Annotated in this window: 15 protein-coding genes; 2 read left to right on the top strand and 13 right to left on the bottom strand. The window is 33.8% G+C overall.

Translation table 11 applies throughout. The features are described 5' to 3' along the window. Positions 1-2: 2 nt before the first annotated feature. On the top strand, positions 3-1,049 hold the full coding sequence (locus QUF78_RS18840; protein WP_289325854.1) for a glycosyltransferase family 4 protein: 1,047 nt from the start codon (positions 3-5) through the stop codon (positions 1,047-1,049). Between the two features lie 104 nt (positions 1,050-1,153). Continuing rightward, complete coding sequence (locus QUF78_RS18845) at positions 1,154-2,695, top strand: glycoside hydrolase family protein (protein WP_289327358.1); 1,542 nt, start codon at positions 1,154-1,156, stop codon at positions 2,693-2,695. A 191-nt stretch (positions 2,696-2,886) separates the two neighbouring features. Here the strand turns inward: QUF78_RS18845 and QUF78_RS18850 are convergent, their stop codons facing one another. The 13 genes from QUF78_RS18850 to galU all read right to left on the bottom strand — a co-directional run bounded on the left by QUF78_RS18850 (position 2,887) and on the right by galU (position 18,479). Further along, positions 2,887-3,810, bottom strand: coding sequence for a hypothetical protein (locus QUF78_RS18850; protein WP_483313854.1), 924 nt, complete (start codon positions 3,808-3,810; stop codon positions 2,887-2,889). Between the two features lie 365 nt (positions 3,811-4,175). Beyond that, on the bottom strand, positions 4,176-5,207 hold the full coding sequence (locus tag QUF78_RS18855; protein WP_289325856.1) for a GDP-mannose 4,6-dehydratase: 1,032 nt from the start codon (positions 5,205-5,207) through the stop codon (positions 4,176-4,178). Continuing rightward, on the bottom strand, positions 5,182-6,558 hold the full coding sequence (locus QUF78_RS18860) for a UDP-glucose dehydrogenase family protein (RefSeq protein ID WP_289325857.1): 1,377 nt from the start codon (positions 6,556-6,558) through the stop codon (positions 5,182-5,184). Before QUF78_RS18860 ends, QUF78_RS18855 begins: the two co-directional genes overlap by 26 nt. Before the next feature lie 246 nt (positions 6,559-6,804). Next, positions 6,805-8,289: a lipopolysaccharide biosynthesis protein gene (locus QUF78_RS18865; RefSeq protein WP_289325858.1), complete on the bottom strand. Its 1,485-nt coding sequence runs from the start codon at positions 8,287-8,289 to the stop codon at positions 6,805-6,807. 47 nt (positions 8,290-8,336) lie between these two features. After that, positions 8,337-9,512 carry a glycosyltransferase gene (locus tag QUF78_RS18870; RefSeq protein WP_289325859.1) on the bottom strand — a complete coding sequence of 392 codons (1,176 nt, stop codon included), beginning with the start codon at positions 9,510-9,512 and terminating at the stop codon, positions 8,337-8,339. A 400-nt stretch (positions 9,513-9,912) separates the two neighbouring features. Continuing rightward, positions 9,913-11,250 (bottom strand): O-antigen ligase family protein, encoded by a 1,338-nt coding sequence (locus tag QUF78_RS18875; RefSeq protein ID WP_289325860.1) that lies wholly within the window; start codon positions 11,248-11,250, stop codon positions 9,913-9,915. 3 nt (positions 11,251-11,253) lie between these two features. Continuing rightward, a complete protein-coding gene (locus QUF78_RS18880; protein WP_289325861.1) occupies positions 11,254-12,315 on the bottom strand; it encodes a glycosyltransferase in 1,062 nt (353 codons plus the stop codon). A 109-nt stretch (positions 12,316-12,424) separates the two neighbouring features. Further along, positions 12,425-13,594, bottom strand: a complete 1,170-nt coding sequence (locus QUF78_RS18885; RefSeq protein ID WP_289325862.1) for a glycosyltransferase family 4 protein — start codon at positions 13,592-13,594, stop codon at positions 12,425-12,427. A 29-nt stretch (positions 13,595-13,623) separates the two neighbouring features. Further along, the gene (locus QUF78_RS18890; RefSeq protein ID WP_289325863.1) at positions 13,624-14,799 is read right to left on the bottom strand and encodes an ATP-grasp domain-containing protein; all 1,176 of its coding nucleotides are present in this window, start codon (positions 14,797-14,799) and stop codon (positions 13,624-13,626) included. Positions 14,800-14,833: 34 nt separating this feature from the next. Continuing rightward, positions 14,834-15,490 carry a PglD-related sugar-binding protein gene (locus QUF78_RS18895; protein WP_289325864.1) on the bottom strand — a complete coding sequence of 219 codons (657 nt, stop codon included), beginning with the start codon at positions 15,488-15,490 and terminating at the stop codon, positions 14,834-14,836. A gap of 123 nt (positions 15,491-15,613) precedes the next feature. After that, positions 15,614-16,204 carry a sugar transferase gene (locus QUF78_RS18900; RefSeq protein ID WP_289325865.1) on the bottom strand — a complete coding sequence of 197 codons (591 nt, stop codon included), beginning with the start codon at positions 16,202-16,204 and terminating at the stop codon, positions 15,614-15,616. Beyond that, complete coding sequence (locus QUF78_RS18905; RefSeq protein WP_289325866.1) at positions 16,197-17,450, bottom strand: DegT/DnrJ/EryC1/StrS family aminotransferase; 1,254 nt, start codon at positions 17,448-17,450, stop codon at positions 16,197-16,199. Before QUF78_RS18905 ends, QUF78_RS18900 begins: the two co-directional genes overlap by 8 nt. Positions 17,451-17,585: 135 nt before the next feature. Beyond that, positions 17,586-18,479: a UTP--glucose-1-phosphate uridylyltransferase GalU gene (gene galU, locus QUF78_RS18910; protein ID WP_289325867.1), complete on the bottom strand. Its 894-nt coding sequence runs from the start codon at positions 18,477-18,479 to the stop codon at positions 17,586-17,588. Positions 18,480-18,482: the final 3 nt, after the last annotated feature.

The following is an 18,482-nucleotide window of genomic DNA, read 5'->3' on the forward strand; positions in this document are numbered from 1 at the left end:
ATATGAACAATGTCCTGCTACTTACAGATAAACTCATAATAGGCGGAGCTGAGATGTATTTTTGCAAATTGGAAAACCATCTTCAGGATGAAAACATGATGTTTTACTCTGCTGCTGCGACGGGTGAATTGTACAAGCAAATCCATAACAAACAACAATTCATTCCTTTAAGCTTAAAGAATCACCTCGCCAATCTTAAAATACTAACTAAACAAGTTAGCTTAAAACGCATTGATGTCATTCATGCCAATAGTTTACGAATGCTGCTATATTCGATAGCCATTAAGAAACTAACCAGAAGAAATATCAAACTGGTGTACACCAAGCATAATGTAACGATTCTAGAAAAAAAGGTGCCCTTTCTATTTAAAAGGGTGCTGAACAAGCATGTTGAGCAAATCATTGCGGTCAGTAATTTTGAAAGAGATAACTTACTTCAATTGGGTGTTAGGAAGAGGCTTATTCGGACGATTTACAACGGCGTGGATGTGGAGCACTTTTCTTTTAAACAAATACAGCCTAAAGAAACATTCAATGTGGGAATTTTAGCCCGCTTATCAAAAGAAAAAAATCATGAACTATTCTTGAAAATTGTTAATGAGTTAAAGGATGTACCTAATGTGATGTTTTATATTGCCGGTGATGGACCGGAGCGAGAATTTGTAGAAAAAATGATTAAAGACTTAAAGTTACACCACAAAGTGATGCTCCTAGGCAATGCCTCCAATCCGTATGAATTTATATGCAATATGGACTTACTTCTATTAACATCACTTAGAGAAGTCTTTCCAATGGTCGTCCTGGAAGCAATGGCAGCTGGTACGCCAATTATGTCAGTGGATGTAGGCGGCATTAAAGAAGCCGTTGTGGACCATGAAACTGGGATTCTCATTTCACATCATTCAGAACAAGAATTTGCCAATCAAATTAAATCCCTTCAAGATAATGAGGATTTAAGACAACGCTTGGGAAGCAAAGCAAGACAAAAAGTAGAAGAATCCTTCTCCCTCTCGAATATGATTCATTCTACACTGAAAACCTATCAATGAACAAAAAACAAACGATGGCCTCGTTTGTTTTTGTTTTTTATGCCTATACATACTTTTTGGACAAGCATATGCTATATAACGTCACCATAAAAGGAGTGATATATATGGCAGACCCAATTAACCTCCCTGAGGATTGCCAGAATAGGGATGTTGCTAATATTGATTGTTTTGGCGCTAATCCGAATCTAGTGGATAATTCACCAGCCATTCAAGCAGCGATTGATTATTGTGTAGATAATAACTACTCTAAAGTCATCATTACAGGGAAGAAACAATATACCCTATCCTCCCCCATTGTCATTAAGCAAAATGTCCATCTTGAAATTGATCCGACGGTAACATTAATAGTTAAAGGTAATTTCCAGGTTTTTGAGCTACAAAAGGATGCTTCCCTCTCCGGTGGGACGATTGAAGTAGTCGATAATAGCTTCAATTCATCCGTCATTTTTCTTTCCGGGGCACAGCAAATAGAAATTCATAATCATACAGCTATATCCAATATCAATATTATTAACCGTACAACCACGTATCAAGGTATTGCCATCCATTTATACTGTAACAAAGCATGGGATTTCATCAGTTTCTTTCAGGCAAGCTCCCTCCAAATCACAAACTTCCATACAGCACTCTATTTAAAAACCGAAAAACTTTTAAATGTAGATACCCCGTGTTGGATTAACGCGAACTCCTTCGAGTCCATTTTTATAGATGGCTGCCAGTACGGTATCGAGATTGTGGGAAACAGTGATCTGCCTTACGAAATTTCCGGCAACACCTTTACTGGCATTCAAGTTCAAAGTCGAAAACAAACGAAGAAAGTCATTCGATGCTCAGGTGCATATAACATATTTGAAGGAATCATATGGGATACCTACCGTATGGATGCTCCCCCGCTCGTCATTGAATTCTCCTCCACCTCCCATCACAACTACCTAAGTTCGAATCAGGTATCGACATCCATCCTTGATCGCGGCCAATACAATCGATGCACATCTCCTCATGAAGAATCGCTCCAAGTATATCCACCTCTTGCCTTAGGAAAAGCCCATCTGGTCGGGAATCAAGACGATATCTTAGTAAATGCAAACGTCCGCTACGCTGTACGTCAGCTTTCCGGAAAAGCTCCTTATGGAGGAAATATCAATAACTGTTTCAATTTACTCGATGAGCAAAGTGTAAATTACCTCGATGTTCCCAGTTCCCAACCGGTTGTGATTGAATTGGATTTTACAAAACAGCCTATTAAAATGCTAAATTGCTTTGGTATTTATTTTGGATGGAATGAAAGTCCCAGTCGCGTATTGATTGAATATCAACAAAGCTTAAATGGACCTTGGACAGTTGCGAAAAATCTTCCATTTAATGCCGGTAACACTGTTATCTCAGAAGCAAGAGCAGAAACGCTGTATAAAATTAAACTGACGTTAAGCGGGTATACACAAGAGCACAAACGATTCCGGATTAATCGGATCTTCGCAAGATCATCGTTACAGCAAGGTGCTGCTTGGTTGCCAACTACAGGCGGAACAGTATATGGAGATTTAGAACTTCAAAAAGGGAAAGCAGTGACAATGGCTTCATCAAACGGAACAAAGTGGAAAGTGAGTATTAATGATCAAGGACAAATTATCACTTCAAAGCTATGACTATTAAATATAAAAAAACTGGCATATATACTCGTTATCCAAAGAGGAAAGGATTATTCCCCATAGATAAAGATCAATAGAACCAGTTCATTAATGGTCATTAATGTTATCTCCAATTTACATTACAGGGTGAGTGCATATCTATTAGATAATCACCCTTTTATAATTAATTTAAACCCTTTCGCTTTTATTTATTGATTCAAGATATTAACCTGACCTCTGTCAGTGATTCGACTCATAGGCAAGGATGGAATATCAATGGTGGTACCCATGCTATTATCCTTAAGTTCAATAACATCGTTTTGAAGTGTGATTTTATCCAAATCCCAAACCATACCCTCAAACTTATTGTATTGCCCCGTTACCTTCAAAATGCTCTTTGTTTTGCCTGAGGGCTGTATCTGTAAATTGGTAAATTGATTACCACTAACCTCATTCGGTATGGTAGAGTTACTATCTATGTAAATCATATTCACACAATCTTCTAAAGATAGATTCAAAAAACGATTAGCATTGATCCAGGCCTTACCAGAAGACGGTTCTTCAGCTATTAGCTTTACTCCAGTCTTCATTCCTGCAACCTTGACATTTTCAAAGTTCACGAAAGAAATCTCATGTTCTTTACCGCCAGCATATAAAGATATCCCTGTACCCCGATTACTCTCAGACCAGTTAATAATATTGACATCCTTCACTTGCGTTTTGTTCCAGGTATTATAATATTTATACTTACCATCTAAGTAAATGACCTCTGAATTAAATTCAGCATCATTTATCACTACATAAGCACCTTCAATGGAAGCATTCTGCTCAAGCTCAAGCACCCTGAAGTTTCCCTCAACAATAAACTTCGTTCCGTATCCGAATAGCAGCTTAACACCTTTCCTAACTATGATTGGTGATGAAATCGTATACTCCCTGTCATCCAGCATTACCGTCTTTAACTTATTGGACTTTGCATGATCAATCGCAGCCTGAATCTTCGCAGAATCATTAGCCCCTTTAAAATCTTCAACGTATACTTTTTCTTTATGGTTAGATAGAGAATGTTTCTGCTGAAAAATGAAGAAAACAATAAGCAAAAAACAGAAGAAAAAACCGATAATTTTTTTCATGAAACACATCCCTTTTTTAAATTTTTTTATTTAGGTGCTGTGAATTCTCCTACAGGAGATAAGAGTCTCCTCATAAGTATTTTTGCATAATACTCTTGTTTAGTTGCTGTCAATTTAAAGGGACAGCTAAAAATATGTGTTTCATTTTTACAAATTATGACTTAAATGTTTGTGAATTTTAATCGAAGAAAGTGTAGGTGAAAATGAGGTATATATAATAGTAGAAGAATCCCTTATCCAAGTTAATAAAAAGACAAAGAGCTTTCAAAAGCTCTCTGTCTGTATTAATCTTTAGTGGAATTCTTAGTGTTGACAGGCATCCAAAATAAAAAGATGTTTTCCGCCATTAATCTGATTTACTGTTGTTACTTTTTATTATAATATTCCACATACCAATTTACGAACTTTTGCAAACCCTCTTCTATCGAAGTTTCCGGCTTAAATCCGACAGCCTTCTGCAGCATATCAGTAGAAGCATAAGTGGCAGGTACATCTCCAGGTTTGATTGGTTCAAAAACCTTATCAAATTCTATCTCTTTACCTAGAGCATTACTTAAACATTTCTCCAAAGCTCCAATGAAAGCCATCAACTTTTCAGGATTGTTATTTCCAATGTTAAATACTTTGTGAGGAACGTTATTATCTCCTACTGAAGGGTTGGATAAAAGACGTTCTATTCCCTCGACAATATCGTCAATGAAGGTGAAGTCTCTATATAAGTCATTTTCAAAATCACCATTATTAAAGATCTTAATTGGTTCACCAGCAAAATACTTATCAGTAAATCCAAAGTAGGCCATATCCGGTCGTCCCATAGGGCCATAAACCGTAAAGAAACGGAGTCCTGTAGCAGGAATATTATATAGATGACTGTATGTATGGGCCATCAATTCATTTGATTTCTTAGTTGATGCATAAAGCGATACAGGGTTGTCTACAAAATCTGTTTCTTCAAATGGAACCTTTTTGTTAGCTCCATAAACAGAACTAGATGATGCGTATACAAGATGGTCCACAGGATTGTGCCTGCAAGCTTCAAGTATGTTGTAAAAACCAATGATATTACTTTGAATGTACACATCCGGATTTTCTATCGAGTATCGCACACCAGCTTGGGCAGCCAGATTTACTACAATATTAGGCTTATATTCTTCAAAAATATTGTTGATGATCGCTTTGTCAGAGATATCACCTGTGATAAAGGTAAATTTCTCATAAGGTTTAAGTTGCTCCAAACGAGCATATTTAAGCTTCACATCATAGTAATCATTTATATTATCAACACCGATCACATTACAGCCTTGTTCTAATAGTTTCCTTGATAAGAAAAATCCGATGAAACCTGCCGCTCCAGTGATTAGGTATGTTTTACTAGAATCTAGGGATTTGTAATTCAACGTGTTTCGACTCCTTTATGACTTCTCTACTTGCAGGTTTTCTTCCAATAGAGTGATACTCTACACCTGATTTTTGCATCTCTTCAACACTATAGATATTTCTTCCGTCATATACTAAAGGAGTCCTCATCAACTTCTTATATGTTTCAGGCGTTAATGCTTTCACTTCTCCCCATTCAGTAAAAATAAAACAGACATTTGCACTTTCTAGGGCATGCTCTATATTCGCAACATACGTGATACTGCCTTTGCCATTCTTACCTTCTGGATACACTCTAGCAAAATTCTCTGCCCCAACAGGATCAAAAGCATAGATATCGGCACCTTGCTCTAATAATAAAGGCACGTTCTCAAGAGATGCAGCTTCTCTTAAATCGTCAGTACCGGGCTTAAAAGTCAACCCTAACACTGCTACTTTCAGCCCATTAAAAGTAATGAGTCTTTTACTAGCCTTTTTATATAACATCGTCTTTTGGTCCTTGTTCACATCAATGGCGGCTTTGACGGTTTTAAGCTCGTAACCGTTTTGTCTTGCCAGATACTCCAATGCTTTAGTATCCTTTGGAAAACATGAACCGCCATAACCAATACCCGCATTTAAAAACTTGCTTCCGATACGATTATCGAAGCTCATTCCTCTTGCGACATCCTGAACATCCGCACCTACCAATTCACATAGATTTGCAATATCATTCATATAAGAGATTTTAAGGGCAAGAAAATCATTTGATGCATACTTGATCATTTCTGCAGATCTTCTATTGACTGAGACAACAGGTAAATGAAATGGCTCATAGATATCCTGCATCAGTTCTTCAGCCCATTTACTCTCTGTTCCGATAATGATCCGTTCTGCATGCAGTGTATCATGTACGGCAGATCCTTGTGCCAAGAATTCTGGGTTCGATACAACTTCCACTTTTACATCATTAACTAAAAAGTCTTGTATAAACTGCTCGACTTTATCATTCGTGCCAACTGGGACTGTAGATTTCACGACTACTAGACAATCCTTTTCCACCGATTCAGCAATTTGCCTAGCAACTGTTGCAATGTATGAAAGATTTGCAGAACCATCTGGCTGCTCTGGAGTACCGACACCGATAAAAATTGCATCGGCATCCTTATAGGCGGATTTATAATCTGTTGTATAATCAATTCTTCCTGAAGCATAATTCTTCTGCATCAATTCTTCCAAATCAGCTTCATAGATAGGAGAAATTCCAGACTTCATTACGTTTACTTTATTTTCATCTATATCAACACAGGTTACTTGATGACCCACTTCGGCAAAACATACACCTGCTACTAAGCCGACATAGCCTGTTCCTGCTACTGCTATTTTGTACATTGTTATGCCTACCTTTGCTCTTTTATTAAAAATTGAATCGGTTAAGTACCTGTTCAACTTCTGAATATATTTTAAAATTCCCAAGAATAGTTTTTATTAATCGCAATCTATATCTTCCTGAACCATAGCATCAAACATATTAATAGTCGATTTCATTGCCTTTATTATTTCCATAACAAGGCCTTCAAGATTTATAAGTGAGACAAAACCAATCAACGCCACGTATAATCTTTATATTAAATACTTCTAATTTCTCACTTTTAATATTTTTTCTTTATGTGGAATATTAAAACTTGCTATAATTGCCACAAGCTCTTTTCTACTCTTTGGAAACCGCATCAATATGACAAAATAGAAAATAATACATATACCTATTGATAGAAAGCTCCAAATATATTTATCACTAACTAATTGTAACATTAATGCTACCCCTCCCATCATCAAAGTGCAGTAAATTGATGGAAGAACATTTTTAATCATCAACAACGGAGACATTTTAAATACAGTATACATTACTACCCAGTTAACCAAGATGTGATAAATTTTTATCATAGAATGACCATAAACTAAAGTATCAAAGCCATACTTTACGCTGATCATTAAAGTCGGTACAAGACCAATTAAATACAAGAATTGTACTAATAAAGAGAGTTTAGGTCTCCCTTTCGAACGATAGACTTCGCTACAATAAGTCCCAAATACTATTGTTATACTACTCATTAATCCCCAAAGACCTACAAAAAAACTAGCTTCATGCCATTGCTTTCCTAGCAAAATATCGGTCAATAATTCTCTATATATAAAAATCCCCATTCCCATAGGTAAAATTATCATAGCACTAAGACGAATAAATTTTAGAAAGACCTTTACAAATTCATCTTCATTGTTCTGTAACCTAGATAAAGAAGAAAATAGAACTGATGTTGTTGCTGTTACGATAATAGCTAAAATACCGTTCACCGTTATCATTGTTGTATTATATAGTCCTAGATAATAATTGTTTAATGCACCGGCTACGATAAAAGTACCTATATACGAGGTAGACCAAATTGAAATGGCCTCTACTAAAGACCAAAGGCTAAAAGATAGCATTTTTTTTAGAATGGAGAAACTATAAAACAGCGTTGGCTTCCATTTAGAATTTATAGTTAGAAACACTGCATTTACTAAGTTCCCACATATAGTACCCGCTATCAAAGACCAATAGCTATAACCTAAAATTGCTAGAGGTATAGTTACAATAAATGGAATAAAAACACTAATGATTCTTACCTTAAATAAGGTTCTATAATCTAAATCTCTCCTATATATAGCCATTTGGATACTTGAAAACGATGTTAACGGCAAAGAAATACCGGCAATAGAAATAACAGCTCCAAGACCTTGATTTCCAACCAGTGTTGCAATTCGTTCACTAAAAATTATTATTACAAACCATAAAAAAAATGATATTAGTAGATTCGTCCAGAATGCAACATTTATACTTTGTATTTTTTCTCTGTTAGTTTCAAATTCATGTTGTATCAGGTACTTCTGAAATCCAGAATCAGTGAGCATATCCGCAAAACTTATTACAATAATGACAGTAGCTATTACTCCAAAAGCTTCGGGAGTTAGTAACCTTGCTAAAATCATATTCGTAACAGGTATAAAAATCTTTGCAACAAATTCTGTAACTGTGGACCATTTTGTTGCATTAGCTATATTTTTAGATAATTCTTTATTTTCCATTTCATCACCTGCTATAAATACGAATCTTTACAATTATATTAATCTATTTACAAACTATCAAAAATGCTAACTAAATTACACTTGAATTTTTCATATGTAAATTCATGTGCCCTTTCATATGACTTGTTTGAATAATGGCTTCTTAAATCAGCATTATTTAATAACATTTTCATGCCATTTGCTAAAACATAGTCACACTCTTCAATGTTTTGTGCATCATAATCGAAACTTTTACTAGCTTCAAGTGAAATAATACCATATTCATTTTTCTCTAAACCCTGAGCCTCTTCGTTGTGGTCCGATAATGATAATATTTCCCTAGGTCCAGATTTACAATCCACTGCCAAAACAGGTAGTCCTACAGACATCGCTTCAACCATTGCATTTGGAAATCCTTCTGTTATAGAAGACAAAACATAAAGGTTAGCGATCTGCATAAATTTATACGGATTGTCTTGGCCACCTAGTAAAACTACATTGTCATCTACCCCTAGATCACTAATTAACTTTATTAATTTACTTTCCTTATCTCCATGACCTACAATTAATAACATTGCATCTGGAAATTCATTTAAAACCAGTGAAAAAGCTTTAATTAGATGATTAAATCCTTTTTGGTTAACTAATCTTCCAACGGAAATTATAACTTTACCATTATTAGGTATATCTATTTCAGTAATTTGTTCCTTTGCCTTTTTCCGAATATATTTGACGTCATACGGATTATATAAAACTTTACTTTTGGATTTCTCTATATTGAAAGTTTTTTCAGCCTTATCCGCTATTACCTTACTTACCGATACAACCAAATCTGCTTTATTATATATCCATTTATCAATAGTGAAAGTCGCAAAATAATCAGTTAGCCAATCATAAGACCTTATTCCAACAATTACACTCTCTTTCCCTTTTGAAGAAACATTAGCAAAATTAGCTGATGTACCAAAAGACATTACAATATCTGGTTTTATTTCTTTTTTCATTTTTCTAACAGCATAAGTTCTTTTTACTATATTAAGTAATTTTAAAAACTTATTTGATTTTGGTGGACAATTTAAATCTATATATTTAAACTCTGGTTTATAATCTGCTTCTGTAGAATACAAAGTCACCACAGATACATCATACTGTTCCTTAAGTAAATTATGAGCAATAAAAGCTACTCTTTCCATACCACCATAATATAAACCTGTTATTAATAATACTACCTTTTTTTTTTTCATTTTCTTTCTCCTCGTATATTAGTAATTTTAAATTAAAAAGAATATCCAATTGTTCTATCTCCTATCTCTCTAAAAATTCCCCAATTAAATGATTAGAAATATTAAAGAAAGGAGGAGGCACATCGTTTGAGTTTTTCCAAACATCCTGGGTCAATATCAAGAAAAGTCAGAAATTCATGTTAAAGTGGTATAATTCACGAACAATCGGTATTCTGAACACTCTCTTTAATAATCAATTTAAAGCGGTTGGATTATTACTACCAAAATTAATTTTATTGGCCGGGACATTGATTCAATTATTCAAATATTAAAAGACAGAATCAAAAACCTACTTAAATTAGAATAAATTATAGTTCGTAAATACATACTTTAAGTATTTTTACTACTTATTAATACTGTTTCAGCTTGTAATATTAACTCTGTTTTCTTTTCTTTGCAGCTTCTTATTAGCCGATGATATTATTGTAATCATAATTAATACGGATAGAAATCGAGAGCTAACTATATCTGGTATAGCCATTGCCCCAATTAAAACAGTTAGTAACACCCAGAATAAACCGGTTTTATATTTTAAATACTTATAAGCCAACACCAAAAAGTTTAAGTATAAAAGTATAGATCCTACAATGCCTAATTGAGCTAAATATTGAGTAATCATATTATGTGGCAACCAAAGGCCGGTAAGTGTACCCCAATTACTCGTCCCTAACCCTATACCAAAAATTGGGTTTTCTAAAAAAACTTGGAAAGCAGAGTCAATTAATTTTCCACGACCAGATCCCTCAAATAGTAACTGACCTCCACGATTTTCAACTATATACTGTGTGACAAAAGGAATAATTAATAAGATACCCATTATTATAAAAATTGATTTAACTTTGCCTTGTACCATTTTCACAAATAAGTAAAATGACATTGCAATAACCAATGCAAATAGACCTGTTCTTGAATTTACTAATAAAATTGACATTAATAAAAAAGCTTCACACATAATAAATTTCCATGTATTAATTAGTTTATTATCAACGTAATCAATAACTAGCCAGATAGCACCAGTAGCTATATATAATGTCGCAAAACTGTAATCATTCATTAAACCTGCACTAACAATTCGATTTTCTCCAATAACATCATAATACCCGACCACAAGTTGTAAATAATCAGCGCATACTCTTTGTATAATAACTACTAATGAAAAAGAAAATACGCTAATTAAATAAAAGCTTTTTAATTTTGCTTCAAATTCTTCATTAGAAAATTTAGATATTTGCTCTCCAATAAAAAATGATATTATAAATAAAACAATTGTTAACAATTGTTTTATAGAGTCTGTTATGCCCACACTTGTCCATAATGTTAGTATGCCAAAAAACAACATTAAGAATGGAGAGTAGAAATAAAAACCTGCACTAAAACCTTTAAAGATAATCAGGATATAGGCAAACATTAATGCCAAATGATACCATGTCAATGGAAAATGACCATAACTTGTACCTAAGACTGAAACAAACGAAGTTGGGACGTATATGCAGGCCAAGAAGGCTAGTTTTTGTACAACATTCCACTTATTCCGTTTTCTAGAAAGGAACCATACAAACCATAAAACCCCTATAGCTATAATTATCGGTTTACTGATTATTTCATGAAATAACATAACAACGTTATATAGGATTATCATAATAACTTCGACAAATTCAATATTTTTATTCTTATGAATTTGTGGACCGTTTGTGATCATCTGTTATCTCACTCCAAGCATCTTATTATAGATTTCATCGATATTCTTCTTATATGACGGAATATTATCTAATAAGTTCGCTTGAATAATTGAGCCATTTGATTTACCCTTCCAATACTCTTTATCAATCAATAATTTCTCTAGTTCATTAGTAAAATCTTCATCTGAAGTACAAATTTTCCCACATGTACTATTTACCAACATTGGCAACCCCCCTACCGGAGTACAAACAACTGGGCGTCCCAACGCCATTGCTTCTACAGCTACTAATCCATAACCTTCCCATTTAGAAGTAATACATAGTACTTTTACTTTCTCTAAAAGACTATAAGGATTTTCCTGAAAACCTACCATAGTGATACTTCCATTAAGGCCTAAATTATCAATTAAATCTTTGCACTGTTTTCTTAAGACTCCATCACCAATCATGACAGCAGAAATATGAGGAATGTTACTTTTTAATTTATTTATTAATTTAATAAATCTCATAGGATTTTTCGGTGTAGCCAATCTTCCAATATAAGCGATATCATACAATTTTTCCGAATTATTGGCATTAGCTTTAGTTCTTATAGCATTTATATCAATTGGGTTTTTAATTATTGTTGTTTTTTTTGTCAAAAATCTCCCAAAAACATATTCTTCCATTATTGAACTAGAAACAGTTAAAACATTCCTGAATCGAAGGCTAGAAATAAAGTATAAAATAGAATTTTTACCCATCTTCTTAATCCATGGCGGATTACTATGCATGTGGCTAAGAATAGGATATCTTTTAGATAGCATAGAACTTATGACACTTGCACTCGCATCGTGAGCGTGAATTATATCCGGTTCAAATAAGTCAACTACTCGTTTTACCTCCCTAATAGATAGATTACTCATTGGATAATACATAATACCCTTTTTTTGTAATACATCGCTTATCTGGCCACTTTTACTACAATAAGCCATTTCAAAGTTTGTATCATCATTAAACATTTCAATTATTTTACATGCAACGTTTTCTGCACCTGAAAATTTGTCACTTTGCAATAAGTGTAATACTTTGATTTTATCACTCATAATTCAACCCTCATTCCCCACTCCAATTGCCAAATAATCCCGCCAGTTGTTTTTGACAAAGTAACCATATTGACTATATTTTTGGTCAAAAGTAAGATATAAACTTAAATCAGTCTTTAACATTACTTAATTCCTTTAAGTAAATATCACTTATTATCTTTTTAACATTCTCTACATCATACTCTCTTATAGATGTTAAGTTAGCGAGACCCATTTCACCTCTAAGTTGCTCATTCAATGCTAGTTTAGAAATACACTCTGCAAGTCCGTCAATATCATCTGGATTACACAAGTATCCACCTTTACTAGCTTCAATCAAATCTGTATTTCCACGTACTTTTGAAGCGACACATGGCAATCCTGTAGCCATCGCTTCCATCATTGATCGCGGAAGACCTTCTTGATAAGATGTCAATAAAAATATATCAGAAACACTTAATAGTTCCTTAATATCAGTCCTAAACCCTAAGAAGTGAATGTTTCTCTCTACCCCTAATCTCTTCGCTAGCTTCTGAAGAGAGTCTAATTCTGGCCCTCTCCCACATATTAAGAAATGAAGTTTTTGATTTTTCGATTTAGCAACTGCATTAATAGAGGCAGTATAATTTTTTCTGTCAACTAAATCCCCCATTGAAATTAAGATAATATCATCTTCTCTCAATCCAAGAGATCTTCTTAGACTTTCATTATTATCATACTCAAGTTGATAATTCTTTGTATCTACGCCAACTCCTGGTACATAATAGACCTTTCCACCATTACGAAGTTTAAATTTTTGGGCTGCTTTATAATCTTCTAGATTCATTGTTATGATTACATCTGTGTACCGTGCCATCCACAATTCAGCAAACTTTATAACAGTTCTATTAATAAATGATGCACCCTCATAAAAATGAAACCCATGTGCAGTATAAATTACTTTTGGTACCTTTGCTAGTTTCCCACAGATTCGCCCCACCAATCCACCTATTGGAGTATTGCAGTGGATAACCTGTATTTTTTCTCTTTTCAAAAGTGTCATAAGATTTCTAAAAGCTGTAAAATTACTTTTAATATCTGTTAAACTTCTATAAGTACTTGAGTTATAAAAATTTATGTCATATTCACAATCGAGTTCTTCTGCATTACTTCTATTTACACCCATATACACTTCGTACCCCATATTCATCACAGCTTCAATACAAGGTAAACTTACATTTGTTAATTTAACCTTTTCTCTACTAATCTGTTGATCTTTAGTGGGTTTTGTACTATTAGAAATAAAAAGGTATTTTTTCATTTTTTGCTTCCCATCCCTACTAATAGTTATCAAATTTCTATTATCATTTTTTCAACTGCTTCTTCACATATCTTAATTGCTTCTACAGCATCTTTAGATTGAGCAATAACATACCCAACTCTATCAACGCTACTATTTATTTCCTCAATATTATCTCCAATATTTTTGGTGAAAGTAATTTCTTTAATCCCAGGTAGTTTCTCTGCTTCTTGTTCACCATAAATATTCAAAATCTTACCTTTTTTTGTTTTAAAATAACGTATTGCTGAACCCATAGAGATTCTTTTATTAAGAACTGGATTATTACCAAAGGCAATTTCAATGCAGGCCTCTACCATATCCACTCCAGTAGCAAAAGGAACTAAGTGTGTTGTAATATTATCCCCACCCAATCGAGCTCCTAACTCAACAACTTTAGGTCCATCTTTGGTAATAATAATTTCAGTATGAGAAGGTCCATTATTGATTCCTACAGCTTTTATGGCTGCTATTACTACTTTTTCGATTTGTAACTTGGTATCAATAGATAATTGTGATGGTATAGAATGTCCCATTTCAACGAATTCTGGTGACCCTGTTGTTACTTTGTCTGTAATTGCAATAATATGAGTGTGGCCGTCAAAGCTTAACGTTTCTACACTTACTTCGGGACCTTCCATAAATTCCTCTACAATAATTTCACCACTACGAGAGTACTTTTTACTATACTCAAAGGCATAATTAATAAACTGTTCGTTATTTATATCATCAACTAAAATTACCCCTCGACTTCCCGAATTATCTGCAGGCTTGACTACAAACTCATTTTGGAAAAATTGTATAGCATTAAGATATTCATTCTGAGTAACTACCCTAAAAAACATTGGTATAGGAACACTATGCTGATTCAATATTGCTCTCATTGAAGCTTTATTAGTTACATTAATTGCTGTTTCTTTACTAATTCCAACTATATTTAACTCTTCTGAAACAGCGGCTACAGTCCTTATAGGCAAATCACTCGCAAGTGTCATAATTCCATCTATTTCATGCAACTTAGCAGCATCAACAATTTTAGGTATATCTATCGTACTAATATTAAGACAAACATCTGAATGTTCAAAACCAACTGCATTCTTGTCCATATCTACAGCAATTACATGCAGTCCCATTTTTTTTGCTTTTAAAATAGCTGGAAGTTGCAATATACTAGCTCCAAGAATCATCAATTTACTCTTTCTCAAGATACTTCACTTTCCTTTATAGATAATCTGTACTCTTCTTTCCCTTAAGAACAACACCTTTTGTTGCAGCTACAACTGAATATGGAGCTATATCTCGTCCTACAAAAGCTGCCGCACCGATTAGTGAGTAGTCATTTATTGTTATGTGATCACTGACTACACTTGCTTTTCCTAAAAAACAATTATTTTTTATGATAACATTACCAGCTACTGCTGACATTCCAGATATCGTATTAAAATCACCAATTTTATCGTCATGTGCAATTGAAACATTATTCCAAATTAAGTTGCAAATTCCAAGGGAAACAAAAGGGCTTAGCAACGATTGCTCCAGAACAATATTCCCTTCCCCAATATCGTTAGTTTCAATTAATGATGATGAATGAAAATAGGAAGCTATCTGATACCCTTTTTCTTTACATAAATAATATATTCTTTTACGTATATTATTCATGTTTCTGTAACCTATCCCGATTAAGATATCGTAATTTTCAGGGGGATATTTTTTTGTAATATTTTCAAAACTTATAACCGGTAATCCTTCAAACCTGTTTTCAATTAAATATTCTTTTTCTGTACAAAAAGCTACAACCTTTCTCTCATCATCATGATCAATATACCATTTAAGTAACCTAGAAAAATTAGAATTTCCGAATATTACTAAATCTTTCATGAATTATTTGCCCCTTAATAAACATTTCGTTTTCAAAAAATTTATAATATCAACAAGTTAATAACATTTTTTTGAATTTCAAATCATATTTACATAGTTCTTAACTTAATAATGAAACTCGATTTATTTTTTATTAAAAATATTCTTTTTAAACAATATACTTGAAACAGTAACAAAAAATATCTTAACATCTAGCACAAATGACAAATTTTCCACATAAAAAATATCATTTTTAAATTTCTTAATCATTTCTATTGAATTTCTATAATATGCCTGACTATACCCTGTAATACCTGGTCGAACCTCTAGCTTTTTTATTTCATTGGCATTATATCTATTTATAGCCTCTGGTAAATCTGGACGTGGCCCTATAATGCTCATGTCACCCTTAATAACATTTAAAATTTGAGGTGTTTCATCAATGCTGGTTTTACGAATAATAGCCCCAATCTTAGTTAATCTAGAATCATTTTCTGCATTAAATGTAGAACCATCTTCATTTCTTATATCCGGTGCGTTCACTTTCATAGACCGAAACTTGTACATCTTGAAAACTTTTCCACCCTTACCAAGTCTTGTCGCATTATAAAAAATTGGCCCTTTGTCTTGAAAGTAAATAATTGGACTAATAATAGCTAAAATAATAAGCCAAAATGGCAAAGCTATTACTGCTAGAATTAAATCAATTACTCTTTTAAAAAAGAACTTATACATTATTTCGCCCCACTAGAGAATCAATATTTAAGACTTTATTTATAGTTTTTTTGAAAATCTCTATAATATACTCCACATCTTCCTCACTAAGCAATGTATTAAGCGGCAATGTAATCTCATTCTTATACATTCCAAAAGCATTAGGATAATCCTTAATATCAAATCCTAAATTCTTATAAGCCGTAAACATCGGTAATGGCTTATAGTGGACATTACACGAAACCCCAGCCTCCGCCATCTTAACTATTATTTCATTTCTTTCTTCTTCTCCAATTCCTGGTATCCTCGTCAAATAAAGGTGCCCAGAAGAAGCGAAGTCCTCCCCATAATGTTGCAAGCTTTGTATACCTAAAGGCAAAAGTGCTTTATCATACATCTCTATAATCTCTTTACGTCTTTTCTTAAGTCCTTCATATCTATTTATCTGAATTAAACCCATACCTGCCATAATGTCAGTCATATTGCATTTGTAAGCTGGATAAACAATGTCGTATTCCCAAGAGCCTTTCTGGGTTTTTGCCAATGCATCTTTAGACTGGCCATGAAGACTATAAAGCATGAATTGCTTATAAATCCACTCATCATCTATTCCTAGGTCATTTCGCCAAACAACTGCACCACCTTCAGCTGTAGTCAGATTCTTAACTGCATGAAAAGAGTAGCAAGTAAAATCAGCAACTTGGCCACATTTCATTCCATTCATCTCAGCACCAAAAGCATGAGCTGCATCAGTCATTACTATTACTCTGTTAAATAACCCTTGAAGTTCATTATTTGCTTTAAATAATTCTTTTTTACACTCAACTATTTCGTATATGGAATTGTAATCACACATCTTTCCCGCTATATCAACAGGAATAATTGCTTTTGTGTTCTCAGTAATCGCATCAGCAAGTTTTGAATAATCCATTTCAAAGGAATCTGGCGCTGTATCAACCAGCACAATTTTTGCACCTACATGATCAATAATAGAAGCAGATGCTGTATAAGTATATGCAGAAGTAATGACCTCATCTCCAGGGCCAATTCCTAAAATACGAAGAGTAAGCTCCATTGCTGCTGTTGCGGAATTTAAACAAACCGCTTTATTTGTCCCAACATATTCAGCTATTTTTTTTTCAAACTCTTTTGTTCTTGGTCCGGTAGTAATCCAACCAGATTTCATTGCTTTTATGACCTCTCCAATTTCCGCATCTGTAATATCTGGCGGAGAAAATGGTATGTTTCTTACTTGTATGTCTACCACTTTGGTTTCCTCGCTTTTTTTAAGTTTAGGTTTTATTATTTAAAATTATTATTTTGAATTTTTCTTAATTAGCCAATTCAGGAAGGCAGAAAAACAATTACCGAGTCAAATGACTGATTAAAGGTCATCTTATTCCTATGCATTAATCTTTTCTGTAGAAATTACCTTAACCGTTTGTTCTAAAAACTCTACTAGCTCATCTTTAATTTCTTCATTCTGTAGTGCAAACTCAATCGTTGTTTTAACAAACCCTAACTTCTCTCCTACATCATATCGTTTTCCTTCAAAATCATAAGCAAAAACTTGTTGTATCTGGTTTAACTGTTGAATCGCATCTGTTAACTGAATTTCCCCGCCTGCACCAGCTTCTTGCTGATCAAGCATACTGAAAATTTCAGGAGTAAGGATATATCTTCCCATTATTGCCAAATTGGAAGGAGCTGTTCCTAAGACTGGTTTTTCTACAAAGTTTTCAACTTGATATAGTCGTCCATCTTGAAAAGCGGGGTCTATTATTCCATAGCGGTTTGTTTCTTCTTCAGGTACAGTTTGAACTCCGATAATTGAATTGTTTGTTTCCTCAAACTGATTAATTAACTGCTTTAAGCAAGGAGTTTCACTCTGGACAATATCATCACCTAAAAGTACGGCAAATGGCTCGTCCCCAATGAATTTACGTGCACACCATACAGCGTGACCTAATCCTTTTGGTTCCTTCTGTCTAATGTAATGGATATTAGCAAGTTTAGAGGAATATTGTACCTTATTGAGCAACTCTAATTTTCCTTTTTCCCATAGGTTTTGTTCGAGTTCAGGAGCGTAATCAAAATGATCCTCAATTGCACGTTTGCCTTTACCAGTTACGATTATTATATCTTTTATTCCTGATGCAACGGCTTCCTCCACTATGTACTGAATTGTTGGTTTATCAACGATTGGCAGCATCTCTTTTGGCATCGCTTTAGTAGCAGGCAAAAAACGAGTGCCCAACCCTGCTGCAGGAATGATTGCTTTTGTGATTTTCTTCACTTA

Origin of the sequence: Peribacillus sp. ACCC06369 (assembly GCF_030348945.1) — a bacterium.
Taxonomy (GTDB): Bacteria; Bacillota; Bacilli; order Bacillales; family DSM-1321; genus Peribacillus.

Coding starts and splice junctions, on each gene's coding strand:
- QUF78_RS18845 (WP_289327358.1), top strand. CDS start 1,154: ATGGCAGACCCAATTAACCTCCCTGAGGATTGCCAGAATAGGGATGTT.
- QUF78_RS18870 (WP_289325859.1), bottom strand. CDS start 9,512: ATGAAAAAAAAAAAGGTAGTATTATTAATAACAGGTTTATATTATGGT.
- QUF78_RS18880 (WP_289325861.1), bottom strand. CDS start 12,315: ATGAGTGATAAAATCAAAGTATTACACTTATTGCAAAGTGACAAATTT.
- QUF78_RS18840 (WP_289325854.1), top strand. CDS start 3: ATGAACAATGTCCTGCTACTTACAGATAAACTCATAATAGGCGGAGCT.
- QUF78_RS18875 (WP_289325860.1), bottom strand. CDS start 11,250: ATGATCACAAACGGTCCACAAATTCATAAGAATAAAAATATTGAATTT.
- QUF78_RS18850 (WP_483313854.1), bottom strand. CDS start 3,810: ATGAAAAAAATTATCGGTTTTTTCTTCTGTTTTTTGCTTATTGTTTTC.
- QUF78_RS18860 (WP_289325857.1), bottom strand. CDS start 6,558: ATGTACAAAATAGCAGTAGCAGGAACAGGCTATGTCGGCTTAGTAGCA.
- QUF78_RS18890 (WP_289325863.1), bottom strand. CDS start 14,799: ATGATTCTTGGAGCTAGTATATTGCAACTTCCAGCTATTTTAAAAGCA.
- QUF78_RS18865 (WP_289325858.1), bottom strand. CDS start 8,289: ATGGAAAATAAAGAATTATCTAAAAATATAGCTAATGCAACAAAATGG.
- QUF78_RS18895 (WP_289325864.1), bottom strand. CDS start 15,490: ATGAAAGATTTAGTAATATTCGGAAATTCTAATTTTTCTAGGTTACTT.
- QUF78_RS18900 (WP_289325865.1), bottom strand. CDS start 16,204: ATGTATAAGTTCTTTTTTAAAAGAGTAATTGATTTAATTCTAGCAGTA.
- QUF78_RS18885 (WP_289325862.1), bottom strand. CDS start 13,594: ATGAAAAAATACCTTTTTATTTCTAATAGTACAAAACCCACTAAAGAT.